The organism is Candidatus Poriferisodalis sp., assembly GCF_965215815.1.
In the GTDB taxonomy this organism is placed as follows: domain Bacteria; phylum Actinomycetota; class Acidimicrobiia; order Acidimicrobiales; family Poriferisodalaceae; genus Poriferisodalis.
The window spans coordinates 1,631,643-1,657,811 of sequence record NZ_CBDCEO010000012.1 but is presented as its reverse complement, the minus strand read 5'-3'; the positions used below and the strand labels follow the sequence as shown (position 1 = coordinate 1,657,811).

Below are 26,169 nucleotides of genomic sequence, written 5' to 3'. Positions count from 1 at the left end.
TGGCGTTCGTGCTCGGCGCCGTCAACGTCACGGTGACGAACGTTGCGTTCCCCGACATCGTGCGAGCCTTTCCGGGCATCTCCGGGGCGGTCACCGGTTGGATCGTGAGCGGCTACGCCATCGCATTCTGCTTCCACCATCATCGTGGGCGGCCGTCTCGCCGATCGCTATGGCCGCCTCGTGGTGTTCCGAATCGGCGTGCTGGGCCTGTTCGTGTCGTCGATTGCAGCAGGGCTGGCGCCCGGCATCGAGTTGCTTCTCGTTGCCCGAGTAGTGCAGGGGCTGTGCGGGGCGATGACCGTGCCTTCCTCCCTTGCGCTCGTGCTGCCGCAGTTTCCCAAAGCGCGCCAAGCCAGCGTCATCGGAATCTGGGCCTCGGCGGGCATGGCGGCATCGGGCTTGGCTCCTGGCATGGCTGCGGGAATCCTGGAAATCGCGAACTGGCGATGGGTGTACCTCGCAATTGCGCCGATCGCAGCGCTGGCCTTCCTGGGTTCGGTGTGGTTTCTCCAAGAGACAGCGAAACCCGATCGCAGCCGGCCGCTGGACCTGCTGGGCGTCGCAATGGGGAGCAGCGCAGTGTTCCTGATCGTGCTGGCAACCTTGCAGGGGCGTCAATGGGGATGGGGATCGGTCAGCACGCTCGCGTGCTTTGTCGGTGCCGCGGTGCTGCTACCACTTTTCCTCTGGCGCTCGGCCGGCCACGACGAGCCCCTCTTCGATCCACGGCTCTTCCGGGTTCGCAGCTTCGCCGTCGCCAACATGGCGGTGTCGTTGGCGATGGTCGGAGCCTTCACAAGCTGGTTCCTGTGGCCGCAGTACCTGGTGGAGGTCTGGGACTACAGCCGGTGGGCCGTCGGCCTGGCGTTCACCCCGGCCCCGATCATCTCGGCGGTTGTGGCGGTGCTCGGCGGCCGCTGGGCCGACAAGCACGGATTTCGGGGGATGATGGCCCTGGCGTCGCTCATCGCCACCGGCGGCCATCTCTGGCTGCTGTTCTTCCTTGACGAGAACGTGCGTTTCTGGTTTGCGTTCTTCCCCGCAACCGTGTTCTTCGGCCTGGGGATGGGCGTGTTGGCCAGCCACCTGAACTCCGCAGCGCTCGCGGATATCGAGCCGGCCTCCATCGCGACCGCGAACGGCGTGCATCAATCGCTGCGGTACAGCGTCGGCGGCATCGGCGTGGCTGTGTCCATCGCAGTGCTGGGCGGCGCCCACGAGGTGCACCTCTACAACTGGCTGTGGCTGCTGCTCGGCGGCCTGCAAGCGCTCTGCATCCCGCTCATGGGATTTGCCTACCCCCGCAAGCACCCCGCAGCGGCCTGAGCGCCGCTGCCGCCCGCCATCGCGGCACATTCATGGCGCGACCTCCCGCTGGCGCTAGTTTTGTTTGAGAAATACTGATAACCACTGAAAAGTAACAACGAAATCGGGCTGCATCAGTGGTCACTCGAATCGGAGACCGATGACATCGCCGGATGAGCGGTCCACAGGCCCTCAAGTTGTCGATGACGCCAGGCTCATCGCGTTTGTGGACGAGTCGTGCAAGCCGGTGCGGGATCCCTCGACCGGTGCAGCAGATTCCGACCGCTACCACTACGTACTGGCGTAAGCAGTCATGTTCGAGCGAAACTTCTCGAACGCGCGTTGGAGTCACTCTCGGGAAAGTTTGGAGCATCGCAAGTCGTCATCGAGAGCCGGTCGAGGCTGCGATTGGGCCCCAATCAGCTTGACCAGAAGGATCACCAGGTACTGAGGAAGATGCGGGGCCGGGGGCTTGTCGAGCCGATCAACATGGGGCATGCCGACAAGAGTGAGGTCGTGCTGCGGCTGCCCGACCTGCTGGCAGGCGCGCGTACGGACCACCTGTGTGGGGTGGATAGGTCTGCCTTTGCTGCGATCGCGAATCGGGTTCGAGCGGTGGAGCGATGGCCTGAGTCGGCACCGTGATACGCAGAGGCCCCGGAGCTGCCATGCGGCAGCCGGTCCGGGGCGTACTTTCGGCGGGGGCCCTAGGGCTAGCCGCCGACCGCCAACATTATGCACACAGAGTCAGGTCAGGGGCAACCAGGGTTGACCGGCAACGCATCGCCTCTTGAGCGCCCTCATTGGCGGCCGACCTCATCAGGACAGGTGGGTGCTCGCGGCCTGCCGCACGGTGGCTACAGCAGCTCGTACACCTCGTAGACGAGCCCGCCCTCGGGAAACGACCCGATGCCGATCGCCTGAATCTTGTTCAGCCAGGCGTAGTCGCCGTCCATCGACGTCTGGAACGTCGGCGCGGAGCGGGGTGTGCCGTCCTCGACGATCTTGCCTTGGTACTCCATCAAGATGTCGGTGCCGTCGTCGGTGCGGATGGAAATGCGCACGTCGAGATGCATGGTTCCGTCAGCCCAGCGGTACAACCAGTCTCCCGACGGGCCGAGGATCGTGCCATTGATGCGTTCGCCGGTGACGGTGCCGCTGTCGACCGAGGCGATCATGCGGCTGCCGAAGGGACCGCCCTTGATTCGGGTTGCGCTGGACAGGTCGGCATCGATCGCCATGCTGAACAGGTGCCGTACTGGCAGTGAGGTCTCTGGCATCGGTGTGCTCCTTGCTTGTCGAATTGGGGTTGTCGGTTGAGAAATGGATGATGCGGCGGCAGCAACCGCCTCGAGTTACCGAGCTACATCGTGAAGCGCAGGTTGCGGGCGGCGTGCGCTCCGATCTGCTCGTCTCCCGACCAGCTCACGAGACCCGCAGCGATGGGGACCTCAGGGTCGATGCGACCGCAGGTGAGATCCATGAAGGCCATCGAGTCGCAGTGCAGGGTGACCGTCGGGTTCTCGACATGGTCGACTTCGCCGGCGCGGCCATCGACAGCGACGTAGATGTCGCGTTCGATGGCGCCCGTGATCTCGAAGTGCATGGAAGCGCCATCGGCAAGTCCCACCTTCTTGCCGGCGATGTAGCCAACGGACAGGTGGACCTCGGTCATGGCCATCTCGGCGGCGGGACCGCCGTTGTTCGTCGGCAGCCCCAACGGTGTGCGGCAGTCGCGCTCGTGCATCCAGTGGTCGAACTCGCGGATTGCCATGAAGCGGCCGTACGTGCCGGGCCCCACCGGTGTGACTGACCCGCGGGCAAACACCTCGTCGTCAAGCGCTTCAAGCTGCGCCGCCCGTGCAGCCCACGTCTCGTCCGCCAGCGCCACGAGCGCGGGACCCTCCATCGCCATTGCCGCTGTGAAGAAGTCCGCAATCTCGCCAAACGGGTGAGGTGTCTCGACCGACTCGGGGATCCAGCCCGACAGCGCTTGCTCAACCGAGACCTGGTGTGCGAGCACACCCTTGACCGTCCAGTCCGGGCAGTGCGAACCGACATCCCACTGGTCGCCGTCAAGCGAGCCGTAGAGCTCGCGGCAGCTCGCCCAGCACGTCTTCAAGTTGTCGATGATGATTTGTGGATCGCTCATGGTGCCTGTCCTGCAGTGTGTTGTTGGGGTGGTCGTGTCGTGAAGTCTCGGCGCTTCAGCCCGCTTCGGCTCGAATTCGTTCCAGGATCTCGCCCAGCCGCTCGATCATGGCATCCACCGAACGCGCACCGGATTGGAAGATCGCCGTGACGTTCACCGAGGCCCAGTCGAAGCCCATCGCAGCAACGATCGCGGCCCGCTCGCCGATCGCATCCAGGTCTTTGTAGAAGCCCTTGTCGGCGTCGGTACGCGGCGGCGGGGCCAGCATCAGCTGCATGCCGATGGACGCGGGATCTCGGCCGAAGTCCTCTTCGGCTCGACGGCGAATCTCTGCCATGCACTCGAGCGCTCGCTCGTCGCTGACGCCAGACGCCATCCAGCCGTCGCCTTTCTGGGCGGTCCGGCGCAGCGCGGCTGGGCTGTCACCACCGATCCACAGCGGGAGCCCAGCGCCTTGTGGCGATACCGGTTCCATGCCCATGTCATGGCTGTTGTAGTGCTCGCCGGAGAACTCGATGCGGCCGCCGGCCCAGTAGGTCCGCATAAGGTCGATGGCCTCGTCCATGCGCTTGCCGCGCGAGTGAAAGTCTTCCTCGAGAGCGTCGTATTCGGAGTCCTGCCAACCCACGCCGATGCCGAGCCGCACCCGGCCGCCCGACAACGTGTCCAGCGTTGAGATCTGCTTCGCCACCAGCACGGGCTGGCGCTGCGGCAGCACCAGCACCTCGGTCGACAGCGACACCCGCTCGGTCACGGCCGCCACGTTGGCCAGCAGCATTAGCGCTTCGAGGATCGGCATGTTGGCGGGATAGATGGTGTAGCGGCCCTCGCCTGGATGGCCCATCACGACGTGGTCGAATGCAGCGATCTCGTCGTAGCCCAGGTCCTCGATGGCCTTCGCCAGATCGAGCACCCGCTGGGGTCCTTCCCGAAAAACGATCGACGGGAAGTCGACGGCGATCTTCATGCGTGGCTGTCCTCCGGCCCGGGCTCTGTGCTCAATCGGGCCTGTGTTCAATCGGATGCAGGGGGCAGGCGGACCCTAGCTGTCGCCGGCATGAGCAGCCTTCCGTCGGAGGTGTGCTCGGCGATGTCCAACTCCACGACGCCCGACTCCGAATCCACCGATGTGACCGTCCCCGAATACACCAGTTCTTCGCCTGCGAGCGCGCTGGCGCGGTTCTGCCAGGTGACTCCCAGCAGGCGTGCGGTGGGACCGGCCCAGTCGGTCACGTACTGCGTGAGCCAAGCGCCCTGCAAGGGACCGTGCACGATGATGTCCTCGTGCCCTTCGAAGCGGGCATATTCGCGGTCGTAGTGGATGCGATGCGGGTTGTGGCTCGCTGCGCTGTACAGGAAAAGCTGCGCCTCGTCGGGGAACTTGTGCATGGTCGGCAGTGCGTCTCCGACGCTGAGGTCGGCGAGACGGGGTGCTGATGCGCGGTCGCTGTCGAGTGCGCTCATCGTCCGATCCTTTCGTGTTGGATCATCCGGCGATCCATGTTGGTTGGGTCATCTGGCGATGCCGATCATGCGGGAACGGGCGACTTCGTCGCCGAGCTGGTTGACAAAGGTGGTCTCGCGCACATGCAGGACGAAGGGCCCCTTGCGGCCTTCCTTCTGGTCAAGCGCGGCAAGTCGAGTCGTGGCGGTGATCTCGTCGCCGATGCAGACCGGCTCTGCGAAGTCCCATTCCTCACCGCCGAACATCACCCGGTCGACGAGCAGCCGCACGCGGGTGCCATCGGGGTACAGGCCATCTGTGCGCAGGTCCGTCGCGGTTTTGGGCTGCACCACCGCATGGATGACGTAGGTGGGTGGCGCCACCAGCGTCCGGTACCCGCCAGCCTGGGCTGCCACCTCGTCGAAGTAGATCGGATTCTCATCACCAACGGCGAAGGCGTAACGCTGCGCCTCCCGCCGGTCGATGACCACGGTGACCGGCCCCGACAGCACTTCTCCGACGCGAGCCAGCGACTCGGCCGGAATCAGCGATTCGCTCATGTTCCTGACATTAGGTCGCCCGTATGTCGTATCGCCCCGCTGCCCAGCCACCCAGTCACCTCGGGCCGCTGCGCATGAGCCCGGCGGCATCCCAAGTAGCGTTCGGTTTGCAGGGCTTCACGGTCGAAGAACCGACGAACACGGCTTACCGTGAGGCGCCGGGGCGCAGCAGGAGGAACCAGCGTGGCGTTGTGGTCGAGGAAGCTGGAGGTACCGGATGCCGAGGGGGCGCTGCCCGGGCGCAGCCAGACGATGCCGGTGGCCCCAGCGCACGTCGTGCTCGGAACGCCGATGACGTCGCCATTTCCCGAGGGGTTCGGGCACCTCGTGGTCGGCATGGGCTGCTTCTGGGGCGCCGAGCGCATCTTCTGGCAGCTGCCCGGCGTGTACACCACAGCCGTGGGCTACGCCGGCGGGGCCACCCCGAATCCCAGCTACGAAGAGGTGTGCTCGGGCCTGACCGGCCACACCGAAGCCGTGCTGGCTGTGTTCGATCCGGCCATCACCAGTCATGAGGCCATGCTGAAGGCGTTCTGGGAGGGCCACGACCCGACACAGGGCATGCGGCAGGGCAACGACATCGGCACCCAGTACCGCTCGGGCATCTACGTGGCGGACGAAGACGAGCTGGCGCTCGCCACCTCGTCGCGGGACATGTTCCAGGCAGTGCTCGACCGTGCCGTGCTGGGCCGCATCACCACCGAGATCTGCCTGGCCGGGCCCTTCTATTACGCCGAGGACTATCACCAGCAGTACCTGCAGAAGGTCCCGTGGGGCTACTGCGGATTGGGCAGCACCGGCCAGACCTGCCCGGTCGGGGTTGCAACCGCCGACTGAGCAGCCGAGCGCCTGATCGCCCGGTAGACCGTCAATCGAACGCGTTGGCGAACGCTTCCATCGTCTCGTCGGCTACTGCGCGCCTGTCCTCACCCCACGGGAGCGGCATCAGAACCGGGTGCTCCACGCCGGCATCGACATAGGTCCGGGCGAACTCACCGATCTCTGCCGGCGAACCGATGAAGTCGATCGCCTGGATCATCTCGTTCGAGATCGCTGCCAGCGCTCCCTCGCGATCCCGCTCGGACTGGCGGGCGCGTGCCTCGTCCACTTCGTCGCCGAAGCCGGCCGCACGAAAGGCGTTGGCGTAGCCGTCGGCCATTGTGTAGTTGAGCAAGTCGCGCTGGGCCGAGCGCGCCGAGCGTTCCAGGTCGCCAGCGGCGGCGTGCACATAGCAGATGATCTGCGCATCGCCGCCGGCGCGTACCTCCGACACCGTCGCTGGAACGTGCGAGGCCGGCAGGTAGTTGAGCAATACACCGTCCGCCACCTCTCCCGCCAGTCGCAGCATCTGCGGGTTCAGCGCCGCCAGCACGACCTTCGGGCGGCGCTCACCAAGTCGCACTCCTAGGCGGAATCGCCGGACCTGCCAGAAGTCCCCCTCGAATGTGACCGGCTCCCCGCTCAGGCACTCGCGCAGCAGCGCCACGTACTCACGCATCATCGCGATGGGGCGATCCGTCGGCGCCTCGCCGTGCTGGCGGAGGATGCCGGGTGCCGATACACCCAAGCCGACGAGCACGTCGCGATCGTCGCTGAGCGACCCCAGCGTGGCGGCCGTCATGGCCACGACCGTCGGGGCGCGTAGCTGCACCGGAATGATGCCGGTGGCCAGATCGAGACCCGGGGCGGCGTGCGCGACGGCGCCAAGCATGGAGAACGCGTCGGTTCCGGTGGCTTCGACCGTCCAGATTGATGAGTAGCCCTGGGCTTGCGCGGACTGGGCGATGTCGACGATGGCAGCCGGACCCAGCACTCCCAGGCTGCCGAACGTCACGCCCAGGGGCGGGGGCCCTTGTGGTTCAGTCGTGCTCATGGCGGCGCACCGTACCCGCCCCCCGAGCGGGTCGCCGAGTGCTTGAGGGCCGCTCGGAGCAGTTGTGTGACGTGTTGGTGAACTGACGGTGGCGGGCGTCAGGTGCGAGATAGGGTGAGGAACACAACCAGCAGCGACGCCTTAGGAGGCGCCGAGCGCGGGGAGGGATCCGAGATGACCGAGACCACCGAACCGACTCGGACAGCTGAGCCCCGGATCATCTCCGACGCGCTCGAAGTCATCGACAGTGCACTGGGAGACTTCTTCCAACGCGAGTTGGTCTCGTCGGGCGAGATCACCGATGTGCTCCTCGATGTGCGAACGCTGCTGCGTCGCGGTGATGAGGCTGCCGCGGTGGCTGCCATCGGAAAGAGCGATCAAGACGTCGCCCGGGCCTGATCCCCGCTCAGCGCCGCATCAGCCGGGCGGCAATGCGCCCGATTACCTCGCCGACGACCGCCCCGGCAATGACGTCACTCGCATGATGCAGGCGAACGTGTATGCGTGATGTGGCCACGATGGTGGCGAGCAGTCGATAGAGCGGTCCCAGCCGAGACCGGCGCGACAGCACGGCTGCAGCGCAGAACGCAGCCGAGGCGTGCCCCGACGGGAAGCTGGAGGTGATGGGCTGCCGCAACCGGTGGTTCGTCGGGTTCTCGGCGGCTGTACCAGGCCTGCGACGGGCGAACAGCCGCTTGATGCCCTGATTCACGACCAACGATTCGAGCGCTATCAGCGCGCTGAACCGCAGTGCATCGGAGGCCTCCCGGCGTGGCGAGAGTGCCCGAATTGCCCCCAGCACGTGCCACAGCTGGCTGAACTCGCCGACGTCTGAGGCGCCGTACATCATGCGGTCAACCCACTTGCGGCCACGCAGGACTTCCCACCATCGGTCGACGGCATCGTCGAAGCGCGCAATCTGTCGTGCCGCGGTCATCACCCAGATCCCGGAGCGGTGACGGGCGGTGCCGTGGTCGTCGGCAGCAGCGGCGGAAGAATCGGGTCGGTGGCGGGAGCGATCGTGAGCGCCGGACCGGCGTTGGGACCAGGCGGTGGCGGGATCAGCAGGATCTGACCGACGAAGATCTTGGTCGGATCAGCAATGTTGTTCACGCGCACGAGATCGTTGAGGTGAATGCCGTGCCGGTCCGCGATCTGAATCAGCGTGTCGCCACGCACGACGGTGTAGGGCGTCAGCAGCTTCGGCTCTGTGGTCGTCGTCGCCGGTGTCGCCGGTGGGCGAGCCGTCGTGGCGGAGACCTGCGTGCGCGGCTCGCCCGGCAGGAGGGTGCAACCACTCGTCATGCCTGCAGCAGCAAGCGCGACTGCCAGTGCCGTCACGCCTCGTCGCCTTGCTGTGAGAACACCACGCGCCTCCCTCACGGTCAGTTGTCGGCACCGACCACAGTCGGCGGGATGACAAGCTGTTCGCCGATCCGCAGCAACGTGTCTTCCTTGCCGTTCTCTTCCATGAGCGCCCGCACCGAGACGCCGAAGCCGTTGGCGATTTTGCTGAGCGTGTCACCCGGCTGGACGACGTAGATCCGGCGTTGCGGAGGCGGCGGGGCGATCGTCGTGGTCGTGAGCTGCGGACGCAATGTCGTGAGCACGGGAAGCGTCGTCGGGATCGGCTCGCCCTCGGGCTCTGAGCCACAGCCCGCGGCGAGCACCACCGCCGCGCACGCAGCTGCTGCGGTGGCACGCAACCGCCCCATCGCTCAGCCGGCCCGTACGGCCGCAGTGCTCAGTTGCCGGGGCCAGTTGCCCGGTTCGAGCCGAGCGGCGAGATCTGCGGCCATGAAGGGCTGTGGCTCGTCGTCGGCCACGGTCAGCAACTCGGCGCCGCTGGTAGTCACGACCAACGTGTGCTCAAACTGGGCCGTTCGATTGCGATCCGCGGTCATGGCGGTCCAGCCGTCTGGCCACATCTGGGCGCGTGGCGTGCCCATCGTGATCATCGGCTCCACGGTGAAGGTCAAACCCTCAACCAGTTCGGTGCGTGCGCCCGGGTCGTAGTAGTGGGCGATGTTGGGCAGCCGATGGAAGATCTGCCCGATGCCGTGCCCGACGAACTCGCGCACCACGCCGTATCCCGCGGCCTCGGCATGGGATTGGATGGCACGGCCGATATCGCACACCTGGGCTCCGGGCCGCACGGCGGCGATGCCGTGATACATGGCTTCGCGAGTCACCTCCACAAGCCGTCGAGACTCAGCATCGACGTCGCCCACCAGGAACGTCTCGGAGTGATCTCCGTGGACGCCTCCGACGAAGATGGTGACGTCGCAGTTCACGATGTCGCCGTCGCGCAAAGGTCGATCGTCGGGGATTCCGTGGCAGATGATCTCGTTGACCGAGGTGCACAGCGACTTCGGGAAACCGTTGTAGTTGAGTGGGCTCGGGTAACCGCCCTCGGCGATGCAGGTCTCGTGGCACACCTCGTCAAGATGTTCGCTGGTGACACCAGGCGCAACTTGCGCCGCCACGGCTGCCAGCACACGCCGCGCAGCAGAGCCCGCCGATCGCATTGCCTCGATCGTGGCGCTGTCCGAGGGCTCGATGGCGTTCGTGGCCGCTGGGGACCTGCCGCTTCGCGCATAGGGCGGCGTTTCGATATGCGCAGGCACCGCTTTGCGTGGCGAGATCCGGCCGACGACGACCGGCTCGAATCCCGAGGGTCTCATGCGCGCCGCTGGCACCCGACGTTTGCGCCTGCCCATTGTCGTCACGCTACCCGTGAGCCAGTGGTGCTTCGCGAGCGCGCCACCGGGGCTGCGCTTGTCGAACTGGGCGCCCGACTGCTCGGCGAGATCGCCAAGCGCTGTGTCAGCCGTCCTCGGCGAGATCGCCGAGGACCTCGTCGTTGTGCTCGCCGAGCTTGGGTGCGCGCCGGTAGATGCCGGGCGGCGTGGCACTCATGCGAATCGGCGGGGCGATCTGCACGATCGGCCGCCCGGCCGGCTGGTCAACGGCCACCAGCATGTCGCGAGCGGCCACGTGAGGGTCTTCGAACAGGTCGCCGGGGTGATTCACTGGCCCGCAGGGCACTTTGCCGCCGATCGCGGCGAGCACTTCAGCCTTGGTGCGCGACGCTGCCCACTCCGTCAGCGCGCTGATGATTTCCTCCCGGTGGTGGAACCTCGCGCGCAGCGTGCGGGTCTCTTGCGCCCAGGCCCACTCGGGCCGCCCGATGGCGACCGCCAGTTCGCGCCAGTGGTTGTCGGTGGGCGCGCCGATGGCGACTGCGCCATCGGTCGTATCGAATACGTCGAACGGCACGATGTACTGGTTGCGGTTCCCGCTGGGCGGCGTGTCGGGCTGGCCCATCACGCTGTAGCGGGTGACGCCCACTTCGCAGAGGGCCATCACCGCATCGACCATCGACACGTCCACGAACTGGCCCTCACCGGTCCGCTGTGCGTGGAAGAGCGCCGCCAGCACCCCCATGGCGCCGATTGTGCCCGGGTAGGTATCGCCGATGTAGGCACCGACCACGTGGCGGTCGTCGGGGCCGCTGCCAGTGGCTGAGACCATGCCTGACATGGCCTGGGCCACGACGTCGTACGCTGGCCAGTCCACGTAGGGGCTCTCACCCGATCGCGGGTCGCCGAAGCCGCGAATCGCGCCGTACACGAGTCGCGGGTTGCGCTCGTGGAGCACTTCCCAACCCACGCCGAGCGCATCCATCACCCCGGCGCGCATGTTCTCCACGAGCGCGTCGGCAGTGTCGACGAGTTGCATGAACTTCTCGTGGTCGCTGTCGTCGGTGAGATCGAGCACGACGCCGCGCTTGTTGCGGTTGTAGTTGGCGAACCCGGCGCCGAAGTTCCGCTCGGTGTCCTCACGGGTGAAGGGCGCCATCTTGCGGGCAAGTTCACCCCGCGGCGGTTCCACCTTGATGACGTCGGCGCCCAGGTCGGCCAGCATCATCGTCGACCAGGGTCCGGCGAGGGCGTGGGTGCAGTCGATGATGCGCACGCCTTGGAGCGGTCCTGAGTTGCGAGCAGCCATCGGTGCAGCGCGCTCGTGTGCGGTCAGGTGCTCGTTGTCGGGTGGGTCCAGCAGTGCCATGTCGTCGTCCTCTTGGTGCCGCGCTGCGATCAGGCGAAGTTCGGGCGGCGCTTCTCGACGATTGCAGCGTGACCCTCCCGAACGTCGGACCCTGTGAAGCCCAGCATCTCCAGGGCCGCAGACGTGTCGAAGATCGGCCCCGCCATCCGCATCCAGTTGTTGAGGCTGTACTTGGTCCAACGAATCGCGCTCTGGCTGCCCCTGGCAAGCTTGCGGGCAACAGCGAAGGCCTCGTCGAGCACCGCATCGTCATCGGTAACCTTGCTGACGAGGCCCATGGCATCGGCCTCTTCGCCGGTGATGGTGTCGCAGGTCAACAGGTAGTACTTCGACTTGGCCATTCCGCACAGGATCGGCCACACGATCGCCGCATGGTCGCCCGCGGCCACGCCGAGCTTGGTGTGCCCGTCCACGATCCGCGCGCTGCGACCGGCAATGGAGATGTCGGCCATGAGTGCCGCCGCGAGGCCGGCCCCGACCGCCACGCCCTCGATCGCCGACACGATGATCTTGGAGCAGTTGATCATGTTGTAGACGATGTCTCGCGCCTCGCGAAGGGCCCGCTGCCGCGTCTCGAAGTCGTCCATGATGTCCTGGATCATGTCCAGGTCGCCGCCGGCGGAGAACGTGCCGCCCGCTCCCCGGATCACCGCCACCCTCGTGTCGGGATCGGTGTCGATCTCCCGCCACACATCGGCCAGCGCCAAGTGCTTTGGCGCGTCGACTGAGTTCAGACGACCCGGCGTGTCGATCACGATCTCGAGCACGCCGTCGTCGTCAGGGCCCGTGATCTGGAGCGCGGAGAAGGGGGCGTAGCGGTCGTTCATGGAGGCTGACGCTAGTTGCCTTCGCCAGCAGCCGCCCAGGCCCGCGGGTCCGCGGCGCTGAGCATCCGGTAGGCCGATTCGATCTCGCCCGCCGGTGCGAAGATCCGCTCCCACGGGTGCAGCAGCCGGTCCCGCCCATAGCGGGGAATCACATGGACGTGGAAGTGAAACTGCGTCTGGTCTGCTGCGGCACCGTTGTTGTTGAGCAGGTTCACGCCCGCGGGCGCCAGCCGCTCGCGCACCAGGTCCGCCACCCGTCGAACCGAGCGCATTACCTGCGCGGCGTCGTCATCGGTGAGATCCCAGACGTCGGTGATGTGCCGGCGGGGAATGACGAGGCAGTGACCGACGGTCATGGGCAGGCGATCCATGAACGCCACAGCGTGTTCGTCCTCGTAGAAGCGCAAAGCCGGGATGTCGCCGGCCGCGATCGAACAGAACGTGCAGCCCGGCATCCGGTCCGCAGCCGTTTGATCAGGGGTGGTAAAGCTCACCAAGGGACCGGATCGCAGCTGTCTAGTGGTACCGGAGTTCGACGTGGTCGACGACGTGGTCGTGGCCCTTCGCCAGCACCAGGTCGGCACGAGCGCGTGTCGGAAGAATGTTCTCGCGCAGGTTCACGAGGTTGATCGAGCGCCAGATCGTGCGAGCGACGGCATCAGCAGCCGACGGCGGCAGCTCGGCAAACTGAGCGAAATACGCAGACTGCTCGCGGAAAACCGTCTTGCGCAGCTGCTGGAAGCGCTCGACGTACCACTCCTCAAGGTCTTCGGCCTCGGCGTCGACGTAGATGGTGAAGTCGAAGAAGTCCGACACGAACGGCGTGTTCGACGGCGGACCGGTCTGGAGAACGTTCAGACCCTCGACGATGAGGATGTCCGGCTGGTTGATGAGCTGAACCTCATTCGTGACGTCATACAGGATGTGGGAGTACACGGGCGCGGCAACGTCGGGTTCCCCGCTGGAGATCCGCTGGAGGAAGTCCCGCAAGTCGCCACGGCGATAGGACTCCGGGAAGCCCTTGCGCCCGAGAATGCCGCGCGCGGTCAGCTCGGCATTGGGCAACAGGAATCCGTCCGTGGTGACCAGATCTACTTCAGGATGATCCGGCCACGAGGCCAAGACGGCCTGCAGGATGCGTGCAGTGGTGCTCTTGCCCGCGGACACGCTGCCGCCGATGCCGATCAGGTAGGGCCTCGGCGGCAACACCCTTCCGAAGAAGCCCTCGGTGGTGGCGCGAAGTTGGCGCTTCGCTGCAACACGCAAGTTCAACAGGCGCGACAGCGGCAGGAAGATGTCCTGCACCATGTCGTGCGTCACCGGTTCGACGAGACCGGCCAGCGCCTCGAGTTCAGCCTCCGTCAACGACAACGGCGTGGCATCTCGCAGCTTCGCCCACTGCTCGCGGGTGAACCTGCAATGCCGGTCATCGATACCCGGCTCGAGCGTTGCGCCGTCCGTCACCCGCCTAGCTTGGCGAACTTATGGCGTCGACCGCAACCGGTTGGGTTCTGGGACCGTATGCGCCTTGTGGTTTGGCCATGCCCTGGTGCCAGCGCCGAGGCGTCGCGACAGCCGCGCGCGGGTAGTCCTCGAACATCCAACGTGCAAACTGCCTGCGAGTCCAGCCCGACAGATCGACCGCGCCCAGTGCCAGCTCGGCCAGCCGCTCGTGGGCCAGTACGCGGCTGAGGCTTCGCGCCAGTCCGTGGTCCAGGGTGAACTCGGCGTGAGCGTCGCGCACATAGCGCGCGGTCACGCTGTGTGGGGGTCCGCCGCGTGCGATCGCCGACGCCGCCATCCGTCCCATCTGGAGGGCCTGGCCGATACCTTCGCCTGTCAGCGGGTCAGCGGCCGCGGCAGCATCGCCGCACAGCAAGGTGCGCCCTTGCGCGAGCTCAATATCACCCAGCCGCGCAGGAATCGGCCACGCTCGCGTCGGTCCGTCGGTCTCATGGCTCCCGAGCACGCGCGCAATGTGGCAACGCTCGGTGAGGCTCGCCCAGACAGCTGCGATCTCACTGCCGGCGAGTGTTCCCGTGCCGTTGGAAGAGTCCTGGCGGCCGGAGCTTCGCGGCACACCGAAGCCGACATTGACGCGTCCATCGCCGAGCGGGAACGACCAGGCGTAGCCAGGCAGCAGGTCGGGCTCGAACCACACCCACATGTCGCGAGCCGCATCGCCGCTTGCGGTCAGGTAGCCCCGGAACGCATGCCAGTCGCCCCGGTAGCGGTGCGGGCCGATGCCGAGCGCTTTGCGAACACTCGAATAGACACCGTCCGCGGCCACGACGAATCGGGCCTGTGTGTGACTGCCGTCGCTGAGCCGGATCGAGGCCGTGTTCGCTCGCTCGCCGGAGTCCTCGAAGCCATCGAATGCGATGCCGAGGCGGACATCGACTCCTGCGGCTGCAGCGAGTTCGACGAGCGCGGCATCGAGCTCCGTGCGGCGGCACACGGCGGCGAACTGCCCGCGCTCGGCGGGCAGCGGCAGGCGAATGACACGCCCGCGAGGCGTACGCACGTAAGCGGCATCTACACCCATCCACGAGTCCAGCCGTTCGGGCCGCAAGCTGAGACATTCGAGTTCACGCAGCGCGAGCGCTGTGAGGCCGTCCCCGCAGCACTTGTCACGCCCAGGCGCAGCGCGGTCGACGAGCATCACCTCGAGGCCTGCGCGCCGGGCCCACACGGCAGCGGATGCGCCTGCCGGGCCGGCTCCCACGACAAGGACATCGACGTCGGACACGATTCAGGATGCCCTGGGCTCGGCGGTCTCGATGATTCCGTCGTTGTTGCCGGACTGTTCGTCGTCAGAGCCTTCGGGTTCGCCTGGTTCGCCCGTGTCCTCAGGGCCCTCGCCGGGCTCGGTCTCGTCGCCCTCACCGTCGGGGCCCTCGCCCTCGTCGCCCTCGCCCTCGCCCTCGTCGGGTGGGACCAGCGTGGTCAGGTCGACGCCGAGGCAGGGATCGTCGGGATAGCGCGACAGCTCTGAGTCGCGTTCCCCGGGCCGTTCTTCGCACTCGACTGGCAGGCACTCCACGATGGATCCATCCGCGCGCTCGCTGCCGTCATCGACCATTTCAAGCTCGCCCTCGCCGGTGGCCCCCTCAGCGCCCTCTGGCGCCTCTGCGCCTTCGGAGGACCCGGGGGACGCCAGCAGCGGGTCCACGCACTGGCGCGGCACCGAGCGCGTGCCGTCGCAGTCGCGGCCTTCCTCGGGCCGGTAGCGAGCATGGAAGGTGTCATTCACGACGGTGCCGTCTGAGAACACGCGGGTTCGATCCGTGCGCACCCGACGGCAGAAGTCCGGCATGTCCTCTCTGGGTTCACCGATCGTCACTTCGACGTTGCGCGTGGAGTAGAGCTCGACGGTGATGGAGGTGCCGGTGTAGGTCGGCCACACCAGCAGTCCGTACGGCGTGGGATTGGTGAACTTCAGATCAGGCTTGGGATATGAGATCGTCGGGTCCAACCCGAACGGGTAGCGGCTGAGGTACAGCGAGTGCGTCTGGTACTCGTCGATCTCCATGCCTGCCCCGATGAGGGAGTTGAAGATCGTGGTGGCGAACTGCGACACACCGCCGCCGATGTCGTCGACGAGCACGCCCTTGTCGATGAAGCCGCCCTCCACGAAGCCCTTCTCCTCGGTTCGTCTGCCGACGTGGCCGTTGAGCGACAGGCTCTGGCCGGGTTCGACAATCACGCCGCGCACCAGGTCGGCGAAACGGTGGATGTTCTCGACACGGGATTGGCAGCACGAATGCCTCGTGGTGAACGTGCCGACCAGCTCGACGATGCCGAGGGAATCCAGGTATGCGTGCTCCTCGCGGCTCACCGCAGGGCGCGATGGCAGCGCGAGCGGGCCCTCGACACGTGCAACAAGCGCCTGTTCGACCAATGGCCCCACTTCGTCGCCACAGCAGGCGACGCCGCCGTCACTCGCCACCACGGTCGGCACGCCGCTGACGACGATCATGGCGGCAGCGTTGAAGGGTGCCGAGGTTGCGGCGAACACCTCTTCGAGGTACGGCCCGACCGCTGTGTCGTCGAAGATGATCACCGGCGGCGCCGCATTCGGGTCGAGGTTGAGCCAGCCAGCGACCGTTTCGATGGTTAGCTCGTAGGTCACCTCGCCGTACGCCACGACGAGACTGCGCCCGTAGTTCTCATGGGCGGCGTTGACGGCCTGCTGCAGCTCGGATGTGTAGGCGAGCGGTTCGCTCTGTGTCAGCTCGGCAGCGATCTCGATTCGGCTGAACGAGCGGGCTATGCCCTCGAGGACTTGGTCGACGATTGCATCCGCATCCACGACCTGACCGGGCTGGCCGAGGTCGACGGCCAGCGTGTCGTTGACGACGGTGACAGCTGGGGGAGTGGCGGTCACTCCAAGATCGGAGGCGTCGGCCAGCGTGGATCGTGCCTTTGACCGGTCGACGCGGAAGCGGCGCTCGCTGAACTGCGGGTCAGTGGACATCGCGGTCCACGGCTCTTCTGCCGAGCCAGCGACGTCCACCGAAGCAGTTCGCAGTTCCCGGACTGCGTCGTAGGTGACGTCGATCTCCAGCGTGATGCCGAGGTCGGCCACCGTCAGGGCCACCTCGCCGGTGTCGGTGCGCACCACGACCGGAGTGCTCGCCAACTCGGTTGCGAGCATGGCAATGCGAAGTCGCAGCGCATCGGAGCTCACCTCCGATGGCGTGCCTGCGGCCGTCGTCGGAGCCACCACTACGGCGCTGGTTGCGGTGGGTGCATCCGTTGTGACAGGGGCAGTCGGATCGGGCGCATCCGCCGAATTCCTGATGGCAAGCACGGCCGTTCCAAGGATCGACGCAACCAGGATTGCGGCCGCAGTGATGATCGACCAGCGGGGGGCCCACGTCGGCCAGTGCACGACCGATGAGCGTACGTGTCAGTTGCCGCTGCCAAGCGTCAAGCTCGAACACTGCCCGCGGCGTGTCGACGCTCGCCGCGCCTGCAGCGTTCCAACTCTGCGGAATGCACGGCGGGCGTGCGATACTCCGAGCCGCCGGCACTGCAGGGACGGCTGCGCAACGGTGCCGCTTCGCGTCTGCAGCCACACTCACCGAAGGGACTCACAACGTCATGAGCAAGCTGTGCGAAGGTCGGGTCGTCATCGTGACCGGGGGTGCCCGGGGCATCGGGCGCGAGCACTGCCTCATGCTCGCCGAGCATGGGGCGAAGGTGGTTTGCAATGACCTCGGCGGTGCCCGAGACGGCACCGGTGCCGACATCAGTCCTGCCGATGAGGTGGTCTCCGAGATCGAGGCGATGGGCGGAGAGGCCGTCGCCAACGGCGACGATGTATCGGACTGGGAAGGCTCTCAGCGGCTCGTGAACCAGGCCATCGAGACATTCGGCGACCTGCACGGCGTAGTGAACAACGCCGGCATCTTGCGTGACCGCATGCTGGTGAACATGACCGAGGCCGAGTGGGATGCGGTGATCAAGGTTCACCTCAAGGGCACATTCGCACCCGCACGCTGGGCCAGTTCCTACTGGCGGGAGAAGTCGAAGGCAGGCGAAAAGGTCAACGCGTCGATCGTGAACACGACGTCGGTCTCGGGCATCTACGGCAATCCGGGCCAGACCAACTACGGCGCCGCCAAGATGGGCATCGCGGCGTTCACGATCATTGCTGCGCGTGAATTGGCGCGTTACGGCGTTCGGGTCAACGCTGTGGCACCGGGTGCGCTCACGCGCATGACCGTAGACCTGGGCATGGGCGAAGCCTCCGAGGAGGACCAGGCGATGATGCACCCGCGCTACATCGCACCGATCGTGACCTGGCTGTGCTCAGCCGAAGCAGCCGGCGTCACGGGTCGAGTCTTTGAGGCTTCCGGCCGGATGCTGGCGATCGCCGAAGGCTGGGAGCGGGGTCCGAGCGTCGATGCCATCGACGACCCGGCTCAGATCGGCGACGCAGCCCGGCAGCTGGTGCGCGACGCTCGCCTCAACAGCGGCATGAACGGAGCGCCTGCCGACGGCGGCGTGGCCGTCTGAGCCAGCGGCTCCCGCAGACACAGCCGACCAAGAAACTCATCTCGAACTTTTCGGAAAGGACATCGAACATGGGAATCAATCCGGATGCAGTCGGCGCCACCGGTACGCCGACCAAGCGGTCGTGGACCTTCCGCGACTCGCTGCTCTACGCGGTCGGCATCGGTGCAGGCGCGCAGGATCCGTTCGGATCCGAGCTGGAATTCACCACCCACAACTCCAAGGACATCACTCACAAGGCGTTCCCGACTCAGGGCGTCGTCATCGGCTTCGGCGCCGGCGGCGCCATGGCCAACGCTGGTGACCTCGATTGGGGCAAGTTGCTGCACGGCAGTCAGGGGATCACCGTGCACCAGCCAATCCCGACCGAGGGATCGGTCGAGATCACAGATCGCATCGCCGGGATGTGGGACAAGGGTGAGGGCCGTAACGCCATCATCGACACCGAGGCCAGTGCGGTCAACCCTGACACCGGCGATGTCATCTTCGAGTTGCGCTCGTCCGTCGTGATCCGCGGCTCGGGCGGCTTCGGCGGCGAGGCGGGCAGCACGGCGCCGCTGGTTAGTGCACCCGATCGCGACGCCGACTTCGAGGTCGTCTACCAGACGCGCTCCGATCAGGCGCTCACCTATCGACTCAGCGGCGACTACAACCCACTGCACAGCGACCCCTGGTTCGCCACCGAGCTCGCCGGCTTCCCCAAGCCGATCCTGCACGGTCTGTGCACCTACGGCTTCACCGGTCGAGCGTTGTTGCACACCCTGTGTGACGGTGACCCGGCCCGCTTCAGTTCAATGGACTCCCGGTTCTCTGCGCCGGTGTTCCCGGGTGACGAGTTGACCATTCAGGTGTGGGACGACGGCGAGGGCCGCGCGATCTATCGCACGATCTCGGGGCGCGGAACCGACTCCGAGCGCGTCGTCATCGACAACGGTCTGTGCACATACGCCTGAGGGTCGCATCACCGCCCATCGGGCGGCACCTCTAGAACAGTTTCAGTGCGTCGCTGGTGATGCCGCGAAGTTCGTCATAGTCGAGGACGACACAGCGGATGCCCCGGTCGGCCGCGAGCACCCGGGCCTGGGGCTTGATCTCCTGTGCGGCGAAGACGCCGTTCACGGGCGCCAAGCGAGCATCCCGGTTCAGGTACTCGAGGTACCGGCACAGCTGCTCCACGCCGTCAATCTCGCCCCGGCGCTTGATCTCGACAGCCACGGTGCCGCCGTCTGCATCGTGACACAGCAGGTCCACCGGACCGATGTCGGTTGGGTACTCGCGGCGCACCAGCACCGTGCCTTCGGCCAGTGTCTCGGGATGCGCGGCCACCAGCTCCTGAAGGTGGGCTTCGACGCCGTCCCGCTCGAGGCCAGGATCGATGCCCATTTCGTGTGTGGTGTCACTGAACACCTCAGCGATGTGTATTTCGAGGCGCTCGCCCCGGTCGTTCGTGACACGCCACAGATCGGGCTCGCAGACCAGCCGATTGGGCGCGTTCATCCAGTTGAGCGGCTTGAAGGCGCCCCCGTCGGCGTGTATCGCCACGCAGCCGTCGGCCTTCACCATGATCAGTCGCACCGCGGAGGGCAGGTGGGCGTCGAGCCGGCCCGAATAGTCGACCGTGCAGCGTGCGATGACCAGCCGCAACGAACTAAGAGGCTGCAGTCAGCTCGTAGACCGAGGTGAGCTTGGGCTCGCCGCCGTCATCGATCACACGCGCCCGACCGCTCTCGGTGAGATGGAGCATGTGCGCATACACCGAGCTTGCGGCTGGATACCACAGCCGCTTGTCGTAGGCCTCGTACATCTTCGGCACGAAGTCCGCAATGCGGCACGGGCCCGGACGCAGATATTCGATGATCTGGCGTTCCCGATCGCTGCGGTGGGCGATGAACGAGCGCACGTACGCGGTCGGCTCAGGAATGGGCGGACCGTGGGTGGGCCAGTACTGGGTGTGATCGAACTCGAGCAGCTTTGCCAGCGAGTCCAGGTAGTCCTGCATCGATCCGTCGGGCGGCCCCACCACGCTCGTCGCCCAACCCATCACATGGTCGCCTGAGAACAGCGAGTTTTCCTCTAGCAGCTCGTAGCACAGGTGATTCGAGCAATGTCCAGGCGTGTGCACGGCGCGCAGCGTCCAGCCGTCGCCGGCAACGATGTCGCCATCGACCAGCGCCACATCGGGCACGAAATCGGTGTCGGCACCTTCCCGCTTGAGTTCGTCGGGCAGCTCGTCGAACTCGGCCTGGTACTTCTCCTGCTCCCCGGCGCTGATGTAGTCGGAGAAGTCGACGCGGTCGTCGGGATCGAGCTTCCACACGCTCGCGTGCGGTCCATAGCCGTAGCTCAGCGCTCCAGTGGCGGCGACCAGATCACGAGTGAGGGGCGAGTGATCGCTGTGGGTGTGGGTCACCAGTGCGGCGCTGACCGTCTCGCCGGGCTCAAGTGCCCCAAGGACGTCGTCGAGGTGGCTTGCCAGCGGCGGACCGGCGTCGATGACCGCCACCTCGCCGCGGCCGACGATGTATGTGCCGGTGCCGCGATAGGTGAACGGCGTTGGGTTCTTGCAGATGACGCGGCGGATCAGCGGGGATACCTGATCACAGGCGCCGTAGTCAAAGTCGCCGAGTTCCCGGTAGTGCTCGATGGTCACCGGCATCGGCCATTTCTCCTGTGGTTGCTGGCCCATGTGTTGCGTGGGCTTCGGGCGAGCGGGGCAAATCCCGGTCTGGAATGGCAAGGGTAGGCGCGCCGGCCAGCCGACTTGCTGGCGTCGCGCCCCTGGCTGCGAGCGTGCCGCGGCGAAGACGGTACGAAGGCGCCCCTTTCGGCCTAGCATCACATCACGGCCTGGCCGGGCAGCCGCCATGAGGGGGAAGCGGCTGCCCGGCCCGCTCGTTTCCGGCCACGCTGCGTCGCTTCGATCGACGTGGTACGTACCGCGGTGGTGCCGCGCGAGGCTGTGCGGTGCGTTGCGCGCCCACCGAAGGCGCGCGAGGGAGGCGAAATGTCAGGGCAGACAGATGCGAGCGGCGCTTACTTCGTCGGCACCAAACCGTCGGACCGGTTCCCGATCTGGACGCGAGCGAACGTCGGTGAGGTCTTTCCCGACCCGGTGAAGATGAGCACCTTCGACTTCGCCTTCCAGAACGACGAGGGCATCCGCATGTCCGAGCTGGCGTTCCGGGACGCCTACGTGCAAATGGGTGCGTTCACCTACGACGAATTCGACGCCGACGAGTGCGTGTTTCTCGGCGTGTTCGGCGGCTACACGTACCTGAACGCTGCAGTCGGGCGCATCTTCGGTGCCCGAGCACCCGGTATCGACGTAGAGACTGTCGATCGGAACTTCTTCGGCGAACAGCCTGGGATTCCGCCGTACGAGGCGCACCCCGACGATGCCAGCCCTGAAGCCGAGCAGCGCATCGGCGAGACGTTCCTGTTCCTGTTCGCAGCACCAGCGCTGCCGGAGGTCCATGAGGACGAACGCAACATTGCCGAGATCCGCGCGCAGCGGCCTGACTTCTCGCAGATGGGCGATCACGAGATCGCTGACTGGATGATGAATTTCCTCGAGTCGGGCTACGTGGACGGCGCTGGGTTCCGTGAGCTGTTCGCTCGCCACCTGAAGGTGTCGTTCTTGGCAGCTGTGCCGCTGGGCGCGCTCGAGCAGGTGTGCACGGCACTGGGACGACCCGAAGACACGCTCAAGCTGGTGGCGGGATATGGAGACGTCGCCTCAGCTGCGCCGTCAGATGCGATGTGGCTGCTCGGACGGCAGGTGGCGGCTTCGAGCACTCTTGGCGAGTTGTTCGACGGCGGCCCGGCTGGATTGGCCGACCGCCTGAGCGCGGCTGCGCTCCAAGATCCCGATGGCGACGCGGCAGCATTCAGCGGAGCCTTCGCACAATTCCTGTACGACTTCGGCTCGCGGGGTCCTAACGAGTGGGAAATCAGCTGCCCATCGTGGGAGACCAATCCCGACATCGCACTCGCCGCGATCGATCGCATGCGTCTCGCTCCAGCGGACGTAGACCCGGGACGGCGTCGCGCTGAGCTTGCAGCGCAGCGTGAGGCCTTGGGCGCAGAGATCTCAACGGCACTCGCCGGTGATCCGGACACGCAGATGCAATTCGACCTGGCTCGAGGAGCTGCAGCGGTGTACCTGCCGGGGCGTGAGCGCACCAAGACCAACTGCGTGCGCTACGTCAACGAGACCCGCATCGGTTCGCGTGTGCTGGGACGGAGGTTGGTCGAGAGCGGGCTCTTTGCGTCTGAGGTCGACTTCGCCATGCTCCGCTTCAGCGAGATGCACGAGATGATGGACGATCCGGCCGATTGGTCTGACGTCATCGCACAGCGCCAAGCCGCTTGGGATGATGCGAATTCGCGACAGGAGCCCTTCGTCATCGTCGGTGATCCGCCGCCGATGTCGCAGTGGCCGCGCCGTGGGGCCATCACTTTGCCTCAGCTCGCAGCGGGGGAGGTGCTGGCCGGGCTGCCCGGCTGTCCAGGCATCGCTCGTGGACGTGCCCGCGTGGTGCTCGACAGCAGCGACCCGACCGCACTGGGGCCCGGCGATGTACTCGTGGCACCGCTCACCGATCCGTCGTGGACGCCGCTCTTCGTCAGCGCGAGCGCTGTCGTCGTGGACGTCGGCGCTGCGCTCAGCCATTCGGTGATCGTGAGCCGCGAGCTGGGTCTGCCGTGCGTCATCTCCGCGACCGGAGCGACCGGACGCATCCCCGATGGCGCGCTCGTCGAAGTGAACGGTGACACCGGCGTGATCACTGTGCTGGAGGTGTGACATCGAGCGTCACTGTGCTCGAGGTGTGAGCCCTCAGCGGGACTGCCAGTCGGGCAGACGTCGCTCGGTGAGTGCTTGGACACCCTCGAGGTAGTCGGGGCTGGGGATCATCTCGTCGAGCAGTCGATCCGACTCCGCCACGGCGGTACCCACGTCGCGGTGTTGGTCCAGATAGATCTGCCGCTTCGTCGTGGCGAGGGAGCTGGGCGCCACCCGAGCCGCCATGTCATACGCGTACGCGTACACGTGATCCATGAGCTGGGGGCCCTCGAGAATCTCGTTGAACAGACCCCAGCCTTCGGTCTGCGATGCCAGGAACTTGCGGCTGGACAGCAGCAGGTCGTTGGAACGCGTGATGCCGACAAGGCGGGGGAGCACCCATGACAGGCCGTACTCGGCGGGCAGTCCGAGCGGGCCGTGCGCGGTGGTCAGCTTGGCGTCCGCGGCAGCAAAGCGCAGGTCGCAATAGCAGGCCAGCACGAGCCCGGCGCCCGCCGCAGCGCCGTTCACGGCCGCGATGGTCACGGTCTCGAGCGCCATCATGAACGCAAAGTTCTGGTCGAACTGCGGTGCCACGCCATAGCCCGGCATTGCCAGGTCGGGGGCCGTGCCCGGGTCGTAGCCGCCCTTGTCGCCATGACCTTCCAGCGCCTGGGTGTCGGCGCCCACGCAGAAGTCGCGACCCTCGCCGGTGATCACGACGACCCGGACTTGCGCATCTTGCTCCGCCTGTTCCAGCACCCAGCGCAACTCGGTGTGCATCCGGCCGGTCCACGCATTTCGGCGGTGCGGTCGTGACAGCGTCAACGTCGCGACGGGACCGTCGATGGCGTACTTCGTTGCCTTCAGTTCCAAAGCCGGCTCAGACATCAGGCTTCGCCTTCGATCACCTTTCTCAACGCCTCGAGGGCGTCGGTTGCGTACTCGGGGCGGCAGATGAGCAGGTCCGGCAGCCAGGGGTCGGCGAAGTTGTACTCCATCTCCGAACCGTCGCAGCGGCTGGCGTGCAGGCCCGCTGCCCGCGCCACCGCGACCGGGGCGCAGTTGTCCCACTCGAATTGCCCACCCGAATGGGCATAGATGTCGGCCATGCCGAGCACCACCGCCATGGCCTTGGCGCCCGCCGAGCCGAGGGTCATCAACTCGGCGTCGAGGGCTTGGGCAACGATGATTGTTGCCGCCGGCGGGCGCGATCTGCTGACGACCATGCGCGGACGGCCGTTGTGGGGCTCCGGCAACACCGGCTCCGGTTCAGTGCACAGCGTCTGGCCGACCGCGGGCAGTGCCACCGCAGCTGCGGTCGGCACGCCGTTCTCGACCAAGGCGATATGAACAGCCCAGTCGGTGCGGCCCGGTTCGGAGAACTCGCGGGTTCCATCCAGTGGATCCACGATCCAGACGCGGTCTGCGGTGAGCCGATCGGGGTCGTCGTGTCCTTCTTCGGACAGGATCGCATCACCCGGCCGCGCTTGGGACAAGCGGTTCACGATGAACCGGTGGGCCTCGGAGTCGCCGGTGTCGCGGACCTCCCAGGTTCCGGCTCCCGACGAGAAGAGCCGCTCCCGGATCTCCACCAGCAGGGTCCCGGTCTCGGTGGCCACGCTCGCGGCGAGGGCGTGGTCGGTTGACTGGGCCATCGGCCAAGTGTGCCCTCTCGACGCCCCGCCACCACTTGAGACGCCCGCTCGGGAGATGTCCAAGCCCTCTGCGAACCTTGAAGAACTGAATGCTCCTACGACGAATTTCATGTATCAATCTCATGTCTTTTCGTAGACGGTGTCGGGCCGCAATTAGAGGCGGCTAGCCTCGCGGTCCACCGGGTGTGGTTGAGCGCGTAGCAGCGCGTATAGCGCCCGCGTTCTGTACTACCCACGGAGGGAACGTTCCCTATGAATAGACGTATCGCGCCGATTTCCCGGCGATCTGCACTGCGACTCGGCGGCGTGCTTGTTGCGCTCACCCTGGTGGCCGCTGCGTGCGGCTCGGGCGATGACGGCCAAGAAGTCGATGGCGATGAGCCGGCTCCGACGACCGAGGCGGCAGCGCCCGAAACCGAGGTCGCCATGATTCAGGACATAGGCGACTTGCTGGCCACAGTCCAGGAACGCGGAACGCTCAATTGCGGTGTCAGCGGCTCGGCAGTTGCCTTCTCCGAAACGCAGCCTGACGGCAGCACGACCGGCTTCGACGCTGACTACTGCCGTGCAGTAGCAGCAGCGATTCTGGGTGATGCCGACGCTGTCAACTTCGTACCGCTGACCGCGGCCGAGCGGTTCACCGCGGTGGAGACAGGCGACATCGACCTGCTGGTGCGCAACACCACCTGGACCCAGAGCCGGGACACCGACCTCGTGCTCGACTTCGGACCGACGACCTACTACGACGGCCAGCAGGTCATGGCTCGCGTGAGCAGCGGCTTCTCGGCCTCCTCGACGGTGGCGGATCTGGATGGTGCCACGATCTGCACCAACGCCGGCACGACCACCGAGAAGAACATCGCTGACGCGGTTGATGCAGCAGGCATCGAGATCACGCTGTCGACGTTCGAGGACTTCGACATCGTCACCGACAACTTCATCCAAGGTGCGTGCGATGCGGTCACCACTGACGGCTCTGCGCTCGTTGGCCGCAAGGTCAAGCAGGAAGGCGATCAGGACTGGGTGATCTTCCCGGCGACGCCGATCTCGAAGGAGCCGCTGGGTCCTGTCTACCCGCAGAACCAGTCGACCTTCGGCGACGTCGTCAACTGGGCCGTGTACGCCACGATCATCGCTGACGAGAAGGGCATCACGTCGGAGAACATCGACTCGATGCTCTCCGGCGGCAACCTCGACGCCGAAGCGATCCGCATGCTCGGCGGTGAGGGTGAGCTGCAGACCAAGATGGGCCTGACGGCTGACGCGTTCTACAACGTGATCGTCCAAGTCGGGAACTACGACGAGATCTACACCCGCAACCTTGGCCCCGTCGGCTTGAGCCGTGAAGGCTCGGCCAACGCACGCTGGACTGCGGGCGGTCTCATCTACGCTCCGCCTGCCCGCTGATCGTTGAACCTGCCGGCTGGGGAACTCCCCAGTCGTGTGGGTGAGTGAGCACATCTCAAGCGAACGGC

General features: G+C 66.2%; 28 protein-coding genes. 8 read left to right on the top strand and 20 right to left on the bottom strand.

Translation table 11 applies throughout. The annotated features are described in order from the left end of the window. Window positions 1-144 precede the first annotated feature (144 nt). Together ACOOHB_RS09285 and ACOOHB_RS09280 are read left to right on the top strand one after the other, a co-directional pair. The gene (locus ACOOHB_RS09285) at window positions 145-1,326 is read left to right on the top strand and encodes an MFS transporter (RefSeq protein ID WP_420444500.1); all 1,182 of its coding nucleotides are present in this window, start codon (window positions 145-147) and stop codon (window positions 1,324-1,326) included. Window positions 1,327-1,465: 139 nt separating this feature from the next. Next, window positions 1,466-1,612 (top strand): hypothetical protein, encoded by a 147-nt coding sequence (locus ACOOHB_RS09280; RefSeq protein WP_420444499.1) that lies wholly within the window; start codon window positions 1,466-1,468, stop codon window positions 1,610-1,612. 550 nt (window positions 1,613-2,162) lie between these two features. Here ACOOHB_RS09280 and ACOOHB_RS09275 read toward each other — a convergent pair. From ACOOHB_RS09275 to ACOOHB_RS09255, 5 genes are all read right to left on the bottom strand, one after another. Further along, entirely contained in the window at window positions 2,163-2,585 is a 423-nt protein-coding gene (locus tag ACOOHB_RS09275; RefSeq protein ID WP_419920723.1) for a DUF3237 domain-containing protein, read from the bottom strand. Between the two features lie 83 nt (window positions 2,586-2,668). Continuing rightward, window positions 2,669-3,457, bottom strand: a complete 789-nt coding sequence (locus tag ACOOHB_RS09270) for a maleylpyruvate isomerase N-terminal domain-containing protein (RefSeq protein ID WP_420444498.1) — start codon at window positions 3,455-3,457, stop codon at window positions 2,669-2,671. A 55-nt stretch (window positions 3,458-3,512) separates the two neighbouring features. Next, a complete protein-coding gene (locus ACOOHB_RS09265; RefSeq protein ID WP_420444497.1) occupies window positions 3,513-4,424 on the bottom strand; it encodes an LLM class F420-dependent oxidoreductase in 912 nt (303 codons plus the stop codon). Between the two features lie 47 nt (window positions 4,425-4,471). Beyond that, a complete protein-coding gene (locus tag ACOOHB_RS09260; RefSeq protein ID WP_420444496.1) occupies window positions 4,472-4,921 on the bottom strand; it encodes an acyl dehydratase in 450 nt (149 codons plus the stop codon). 48 nt (window positions 4,922-4,969) lie between these two features. After that, window positions 4,970-5,461, bottom strand: a complete 492-nt coding sequence (locus ACOOHB_RS09255; protein ID WP_420444495.1) for an FAS1-like dehydratase domain-containing protein — start codon at window positions 5,459-5,461, stop codon at window positions 4,970-4,972. A 183-nt stretch (window positions 5,462-5,644) separates the two neighbouring features. Here ACOOHB_RS09255 and msrA point away from each other — a divergent pair, with 183 nt between their 5' ends. Continuing rightward, a complete protein-coding gene (msrA, locus tag ACOOHB_RS09250) occupies window positions 5,645-6,298 on the top strand; it encodes a peptide-methionine (S)-S-oxide reductase MsrA (protein ID WP_420444494.1) in 654 nt (217 codons plus the stop codon). 31 nt (window positions 6,299-6,329) lie between these two features. On the opposite strand, the gene ACOOHB_RS09245 is transcribed toward msrA, so the two are convergent. Next, window positions 6,330-7,334 carry an LLM class flavin-dependent oxidoreductase gene (locus ACOOHB_RS09245; RefSeq protein ID WP_420444493.1) on the bottom strand — a complete coding sequence of 335 codons (1,005 nt, stop codon included), beginning with the start codon at window positions 7,332-7,334 and terminating at the stop codon, window positions 6,330-6,332. Between the two features lie 114 nt (window positions 7,335-7,448). Here ACOOHB_RS09245 and ACOOHB_RS09240 point away from each other — a divergent pair, with 114 nt between their 5' ends. Next, window positions 7,449-7,733: a hypothetical protein gene (locus ACOOHB_RS09240; RefSeq protein ID WP_420444492.1), complete on the top strand. Its 285-nt coding sequence runs from the start codon at window positions 7,449-7,451 to the stop codon at window positions 7,731-7,733. 7 nt (window positions 7,734-7,740) lie between these two features. On the opposite strand, the gene ACOOHB_RS09235 is transcribed toward ACOOHB_RS09240, so the two are convergent. The 10 genes from ACOOHB_RS09235 to ACOOHB_RS09190 form a co-directional block, all read right to left on the bottom strand. Further along, complete coding sequence (locus tag ACOOHB_RS09235) at window positions 7,741-8,271, bottom strand: phosphatase PAP2 family protein (RefSeq protein WP_420444491.1); 531 nt, start codon at window positions 8,269-8,271, stop codon at window positions 7,741-7,743. Further along, complete coding sequence (locus tag ACOOHB_RS09230) at window positions 8,271-8,675, bottom strand: LysM peptidoglycan-binding domain-containing protein (RefSeq protein WP_420444490.1); 405 nt, start codon at window positions 8,673-8,675, stop codon at window positions 8,271-8,273. The genes ACOOHB_RS09235 and ACOOHB_RS09230 overlap by 1 nt, the downstream gene beginning before the upstream one ends. A 44-nt stretch (window positions 8,676-8,719) precedes the next feature. After that, window positions 8,720-9,049: a LysM peptidoglycan-binding domain-containing protein gene (locus tag ACOOHB_RS09225; protein ID WP_420444489.1), complete on the bottom strand. Its 330-nt coding sequence runs from the start codon at window positions 9,047-9,049 to the stop codon at window positions 8,720-8,722. Window positions 9,050-9,052: 3 nt separating this feature from the next. Continuing rightward, window positions 9,053-10,054: a type I methionyl aminopeptidase gene (map, locus tag ACOOHB_RS09220; RefSeq protein WP_420444488.1), complete on the bottom strand. Its 1,002-nt coding sequence runs from the start codon at window positions 10,052-10,054 to the stop codon at window positions 9,053-9,055. A 106-nt stretch (window positions 10,055-10,160) separates the two neighbouring features. Beyond that, window positions 10,161-11,405, bottom strand: coding sequence for a CaiB/BaiF CoA transferase family protein (locus ACOOHB_RS09215; protein ID WP_420444487.1), 1,245 nt, complete (start codon window positions 11,403-11,405; stop codon window positions 10,161-10,163). Between the two features lie 29 nt (window positions 11,406-11,434). Continuing rightward, window positions 11,435-12,232, bottom strand: coding sequence for an enoyl-CoA hydratase/isomerase family protein (locus tag ACOOHB_RS09210; protein ID WP_420444486.1), 798 nt, complete (start codon window positions 12,230-12,232; stop codon window positions 11,435-11,437). An 11-nt stretch (window positions 12,233-12,243) separates the two neighbouring features. Beyond that, on the bottom strand, window positions 12,244-12,726 hold the full coding sequence (locus ACOOHB_RS09205; RefSeq protein ID WP_420444485.1) for an HIT family protein: 483 nt from the start codon (window positions 12,724-12,726) through the stop codon (window positions 12,244-12,246). Window positions 12,727-12,748: 22 nt separating this feature from the next. Then, window positions 12,749-13,696, bottom strand: a complete 948-nt coding sequence (coaA, locus tag ACOOHB_RS09200) for a type I pantothenate kinase (RefSeq protein WP_420444484.1) — start codon at window positions 13,694-13,696, stop codon at window positions 12,749-12,751. 4 nt (window positions 13,697-13,700) lie between these two features. Continuing rightward, window positions 13,701-14,981 (bottom strand): geranylgeranyl reductase family protein, encoded by a 1,281-nt coding sequence (locus ACOOHB_RS09195; protein WP_420444483.1) that lies wholly within the window; start codon window positions 14,979-14,981, stop codon window positions 13,701-13,703. Between the two features lie 3 nt (window positions 14,982-14,984). Further along, a complete protein-coding gene (locus ACOOHB_RS09190) occupies window positions 14,985-17,126 on the bottom strand; it encodes a VanW family protein (RefSeq protein WP_420444482.1) in 2,142 nt (713 codons plus the stop codon). A gap of 212 nt (window positions 17,127-17,338) precedes the next feature. Here ACOOHB_RS09190 and ACOOHB_RS09185 point away from each other — a divergent pair, with 212 nt between their 5' ends. Both ACOOHB_RS09185 and ACOOHB_RS09180 read left to right on the top strand, forming a co-directional pair. Further along, complete coding sequence (locus ACOOHB_RS09185) at window positions 17,339-18,256, top strand: SDR family oxidoreductase (protein ID WP_420444481.1); 918 nt, start codon at window positions 17,339-17,341, stop codon at window positions 18,254-18,256. Window positions 18,257-18,324: 68 nt separating this feature from the next. Beyond that, window positions 18,325-19,206, top strand: coding sequence for a MaoC/PaaZ C-terminal domain-containing protein (locus ACOOHB_RS09180; protein ID WP_420444480.1), 882 nt, complete (start codon window positions 18,325-18,327; stop codon window positions 19,204-19,206). 31 nt (window positions 19,207-19,237) lie between these two features. Here the strand turns inward: ACOOHB_RS09180 and nucS are convergent, their stop codons facing one another. Then, window positions 19,238-19,897: an endonuclease NucS gene (gene nucS, locus ACOOHB_RS09175; RefSeq protein WP_420444479.1), complete on the bottom strand. Its 660-nt coding sequence runs from the start codon at window positions 19,895-19,897 to the stop codon at window positions 19,238-19,240. A gap of 4 nt (window positions 19,898-19,901) precedes the next feature. Continuing rightward, window positions 19,902-20,909 (bottom strand): MBL fold metallo-hydrolase, encoded by a 1,008-nt coding sequence (locus tag ACOOHB_RS09170; protein WP_420444478.1) that lies wholly within the window; start codon window positions 20,907-20,909, stop codon window positions 19,902-19,904. Between the two features lie 348 nt (window positions 20,910-21,257). On the opposite strand from ACOOHB_RS09170, the gene ACOOHB_RS09165 reads away from it, so the two are divergent. Then, the gene (locus ACOOHB_RS09165; RefSeq protein WP_420444477.1) at window positions 21,258-23,057 is read left to right on the top strand and encodes a PEP-utilizing enzyme; all 1,800 of its coding nucleotides are present in this window, start codon (window positions 21,258-21,260) and stop codon (window positions 23,055-23,057) included. A gap of 33 nt (window positions 23,058-23,090) precedes the next feature. Here the strand turns inward: ACOOHB_RS09165 and ACOOHB_RS09160 are convergent, their stop codons facing one another. Together ACOOHB_RS09160 and ACOOHB_RS09155 are read right to left on the bottom strand one after the other, a co-directional pair. Next, a complete protein-coding gene (locus tag ACOOHB_RS09160) occupies window positions 23,091-23,927 on the bottom strand; it encodes an enoyl-CoA hydratase-related protein (protein WP_420444476.1) in 837 nt (278 codons plus the stop codon). After that, window positions 23,927-24,694: a 3'(2'),5'-bisphosphate nucleotidase CysQ gene (locus ACOOHB_RS09155; RefSeq protein ID WP_420444475.1), complete on the bottom strand. Its 768-nt coding sequence runs from the start codon at window positions 24,692-24,694 to the stop codon at window positions 23,927-23,929. Before ACOOHB_RS09155 ends, ACOOHB_RS09160 begins: the two co-directional genes overlap by 1 nt. Before the next feature lie 252 nt (window positions 24,695-24,946). On the opposite strand from ACOOHB_RS09155, the gene ACOOHB_RS09150 reads away from it, so the two are divergent. Next, on the top strand, window positions 24,947-26,101 hold the full coding sequence (locus ACOOHB_RS09150; protein ID WP_420444474.1) for an amino acid ABC transporter substrate-binding protein: 1,155 nt from the start codon (window positions 24,947-24,949) through the stop codon (window positions 26,099-26,101). The last annotated feature ends 68 nt before the right edge of the window (window positions 26,102-26,169 follow it).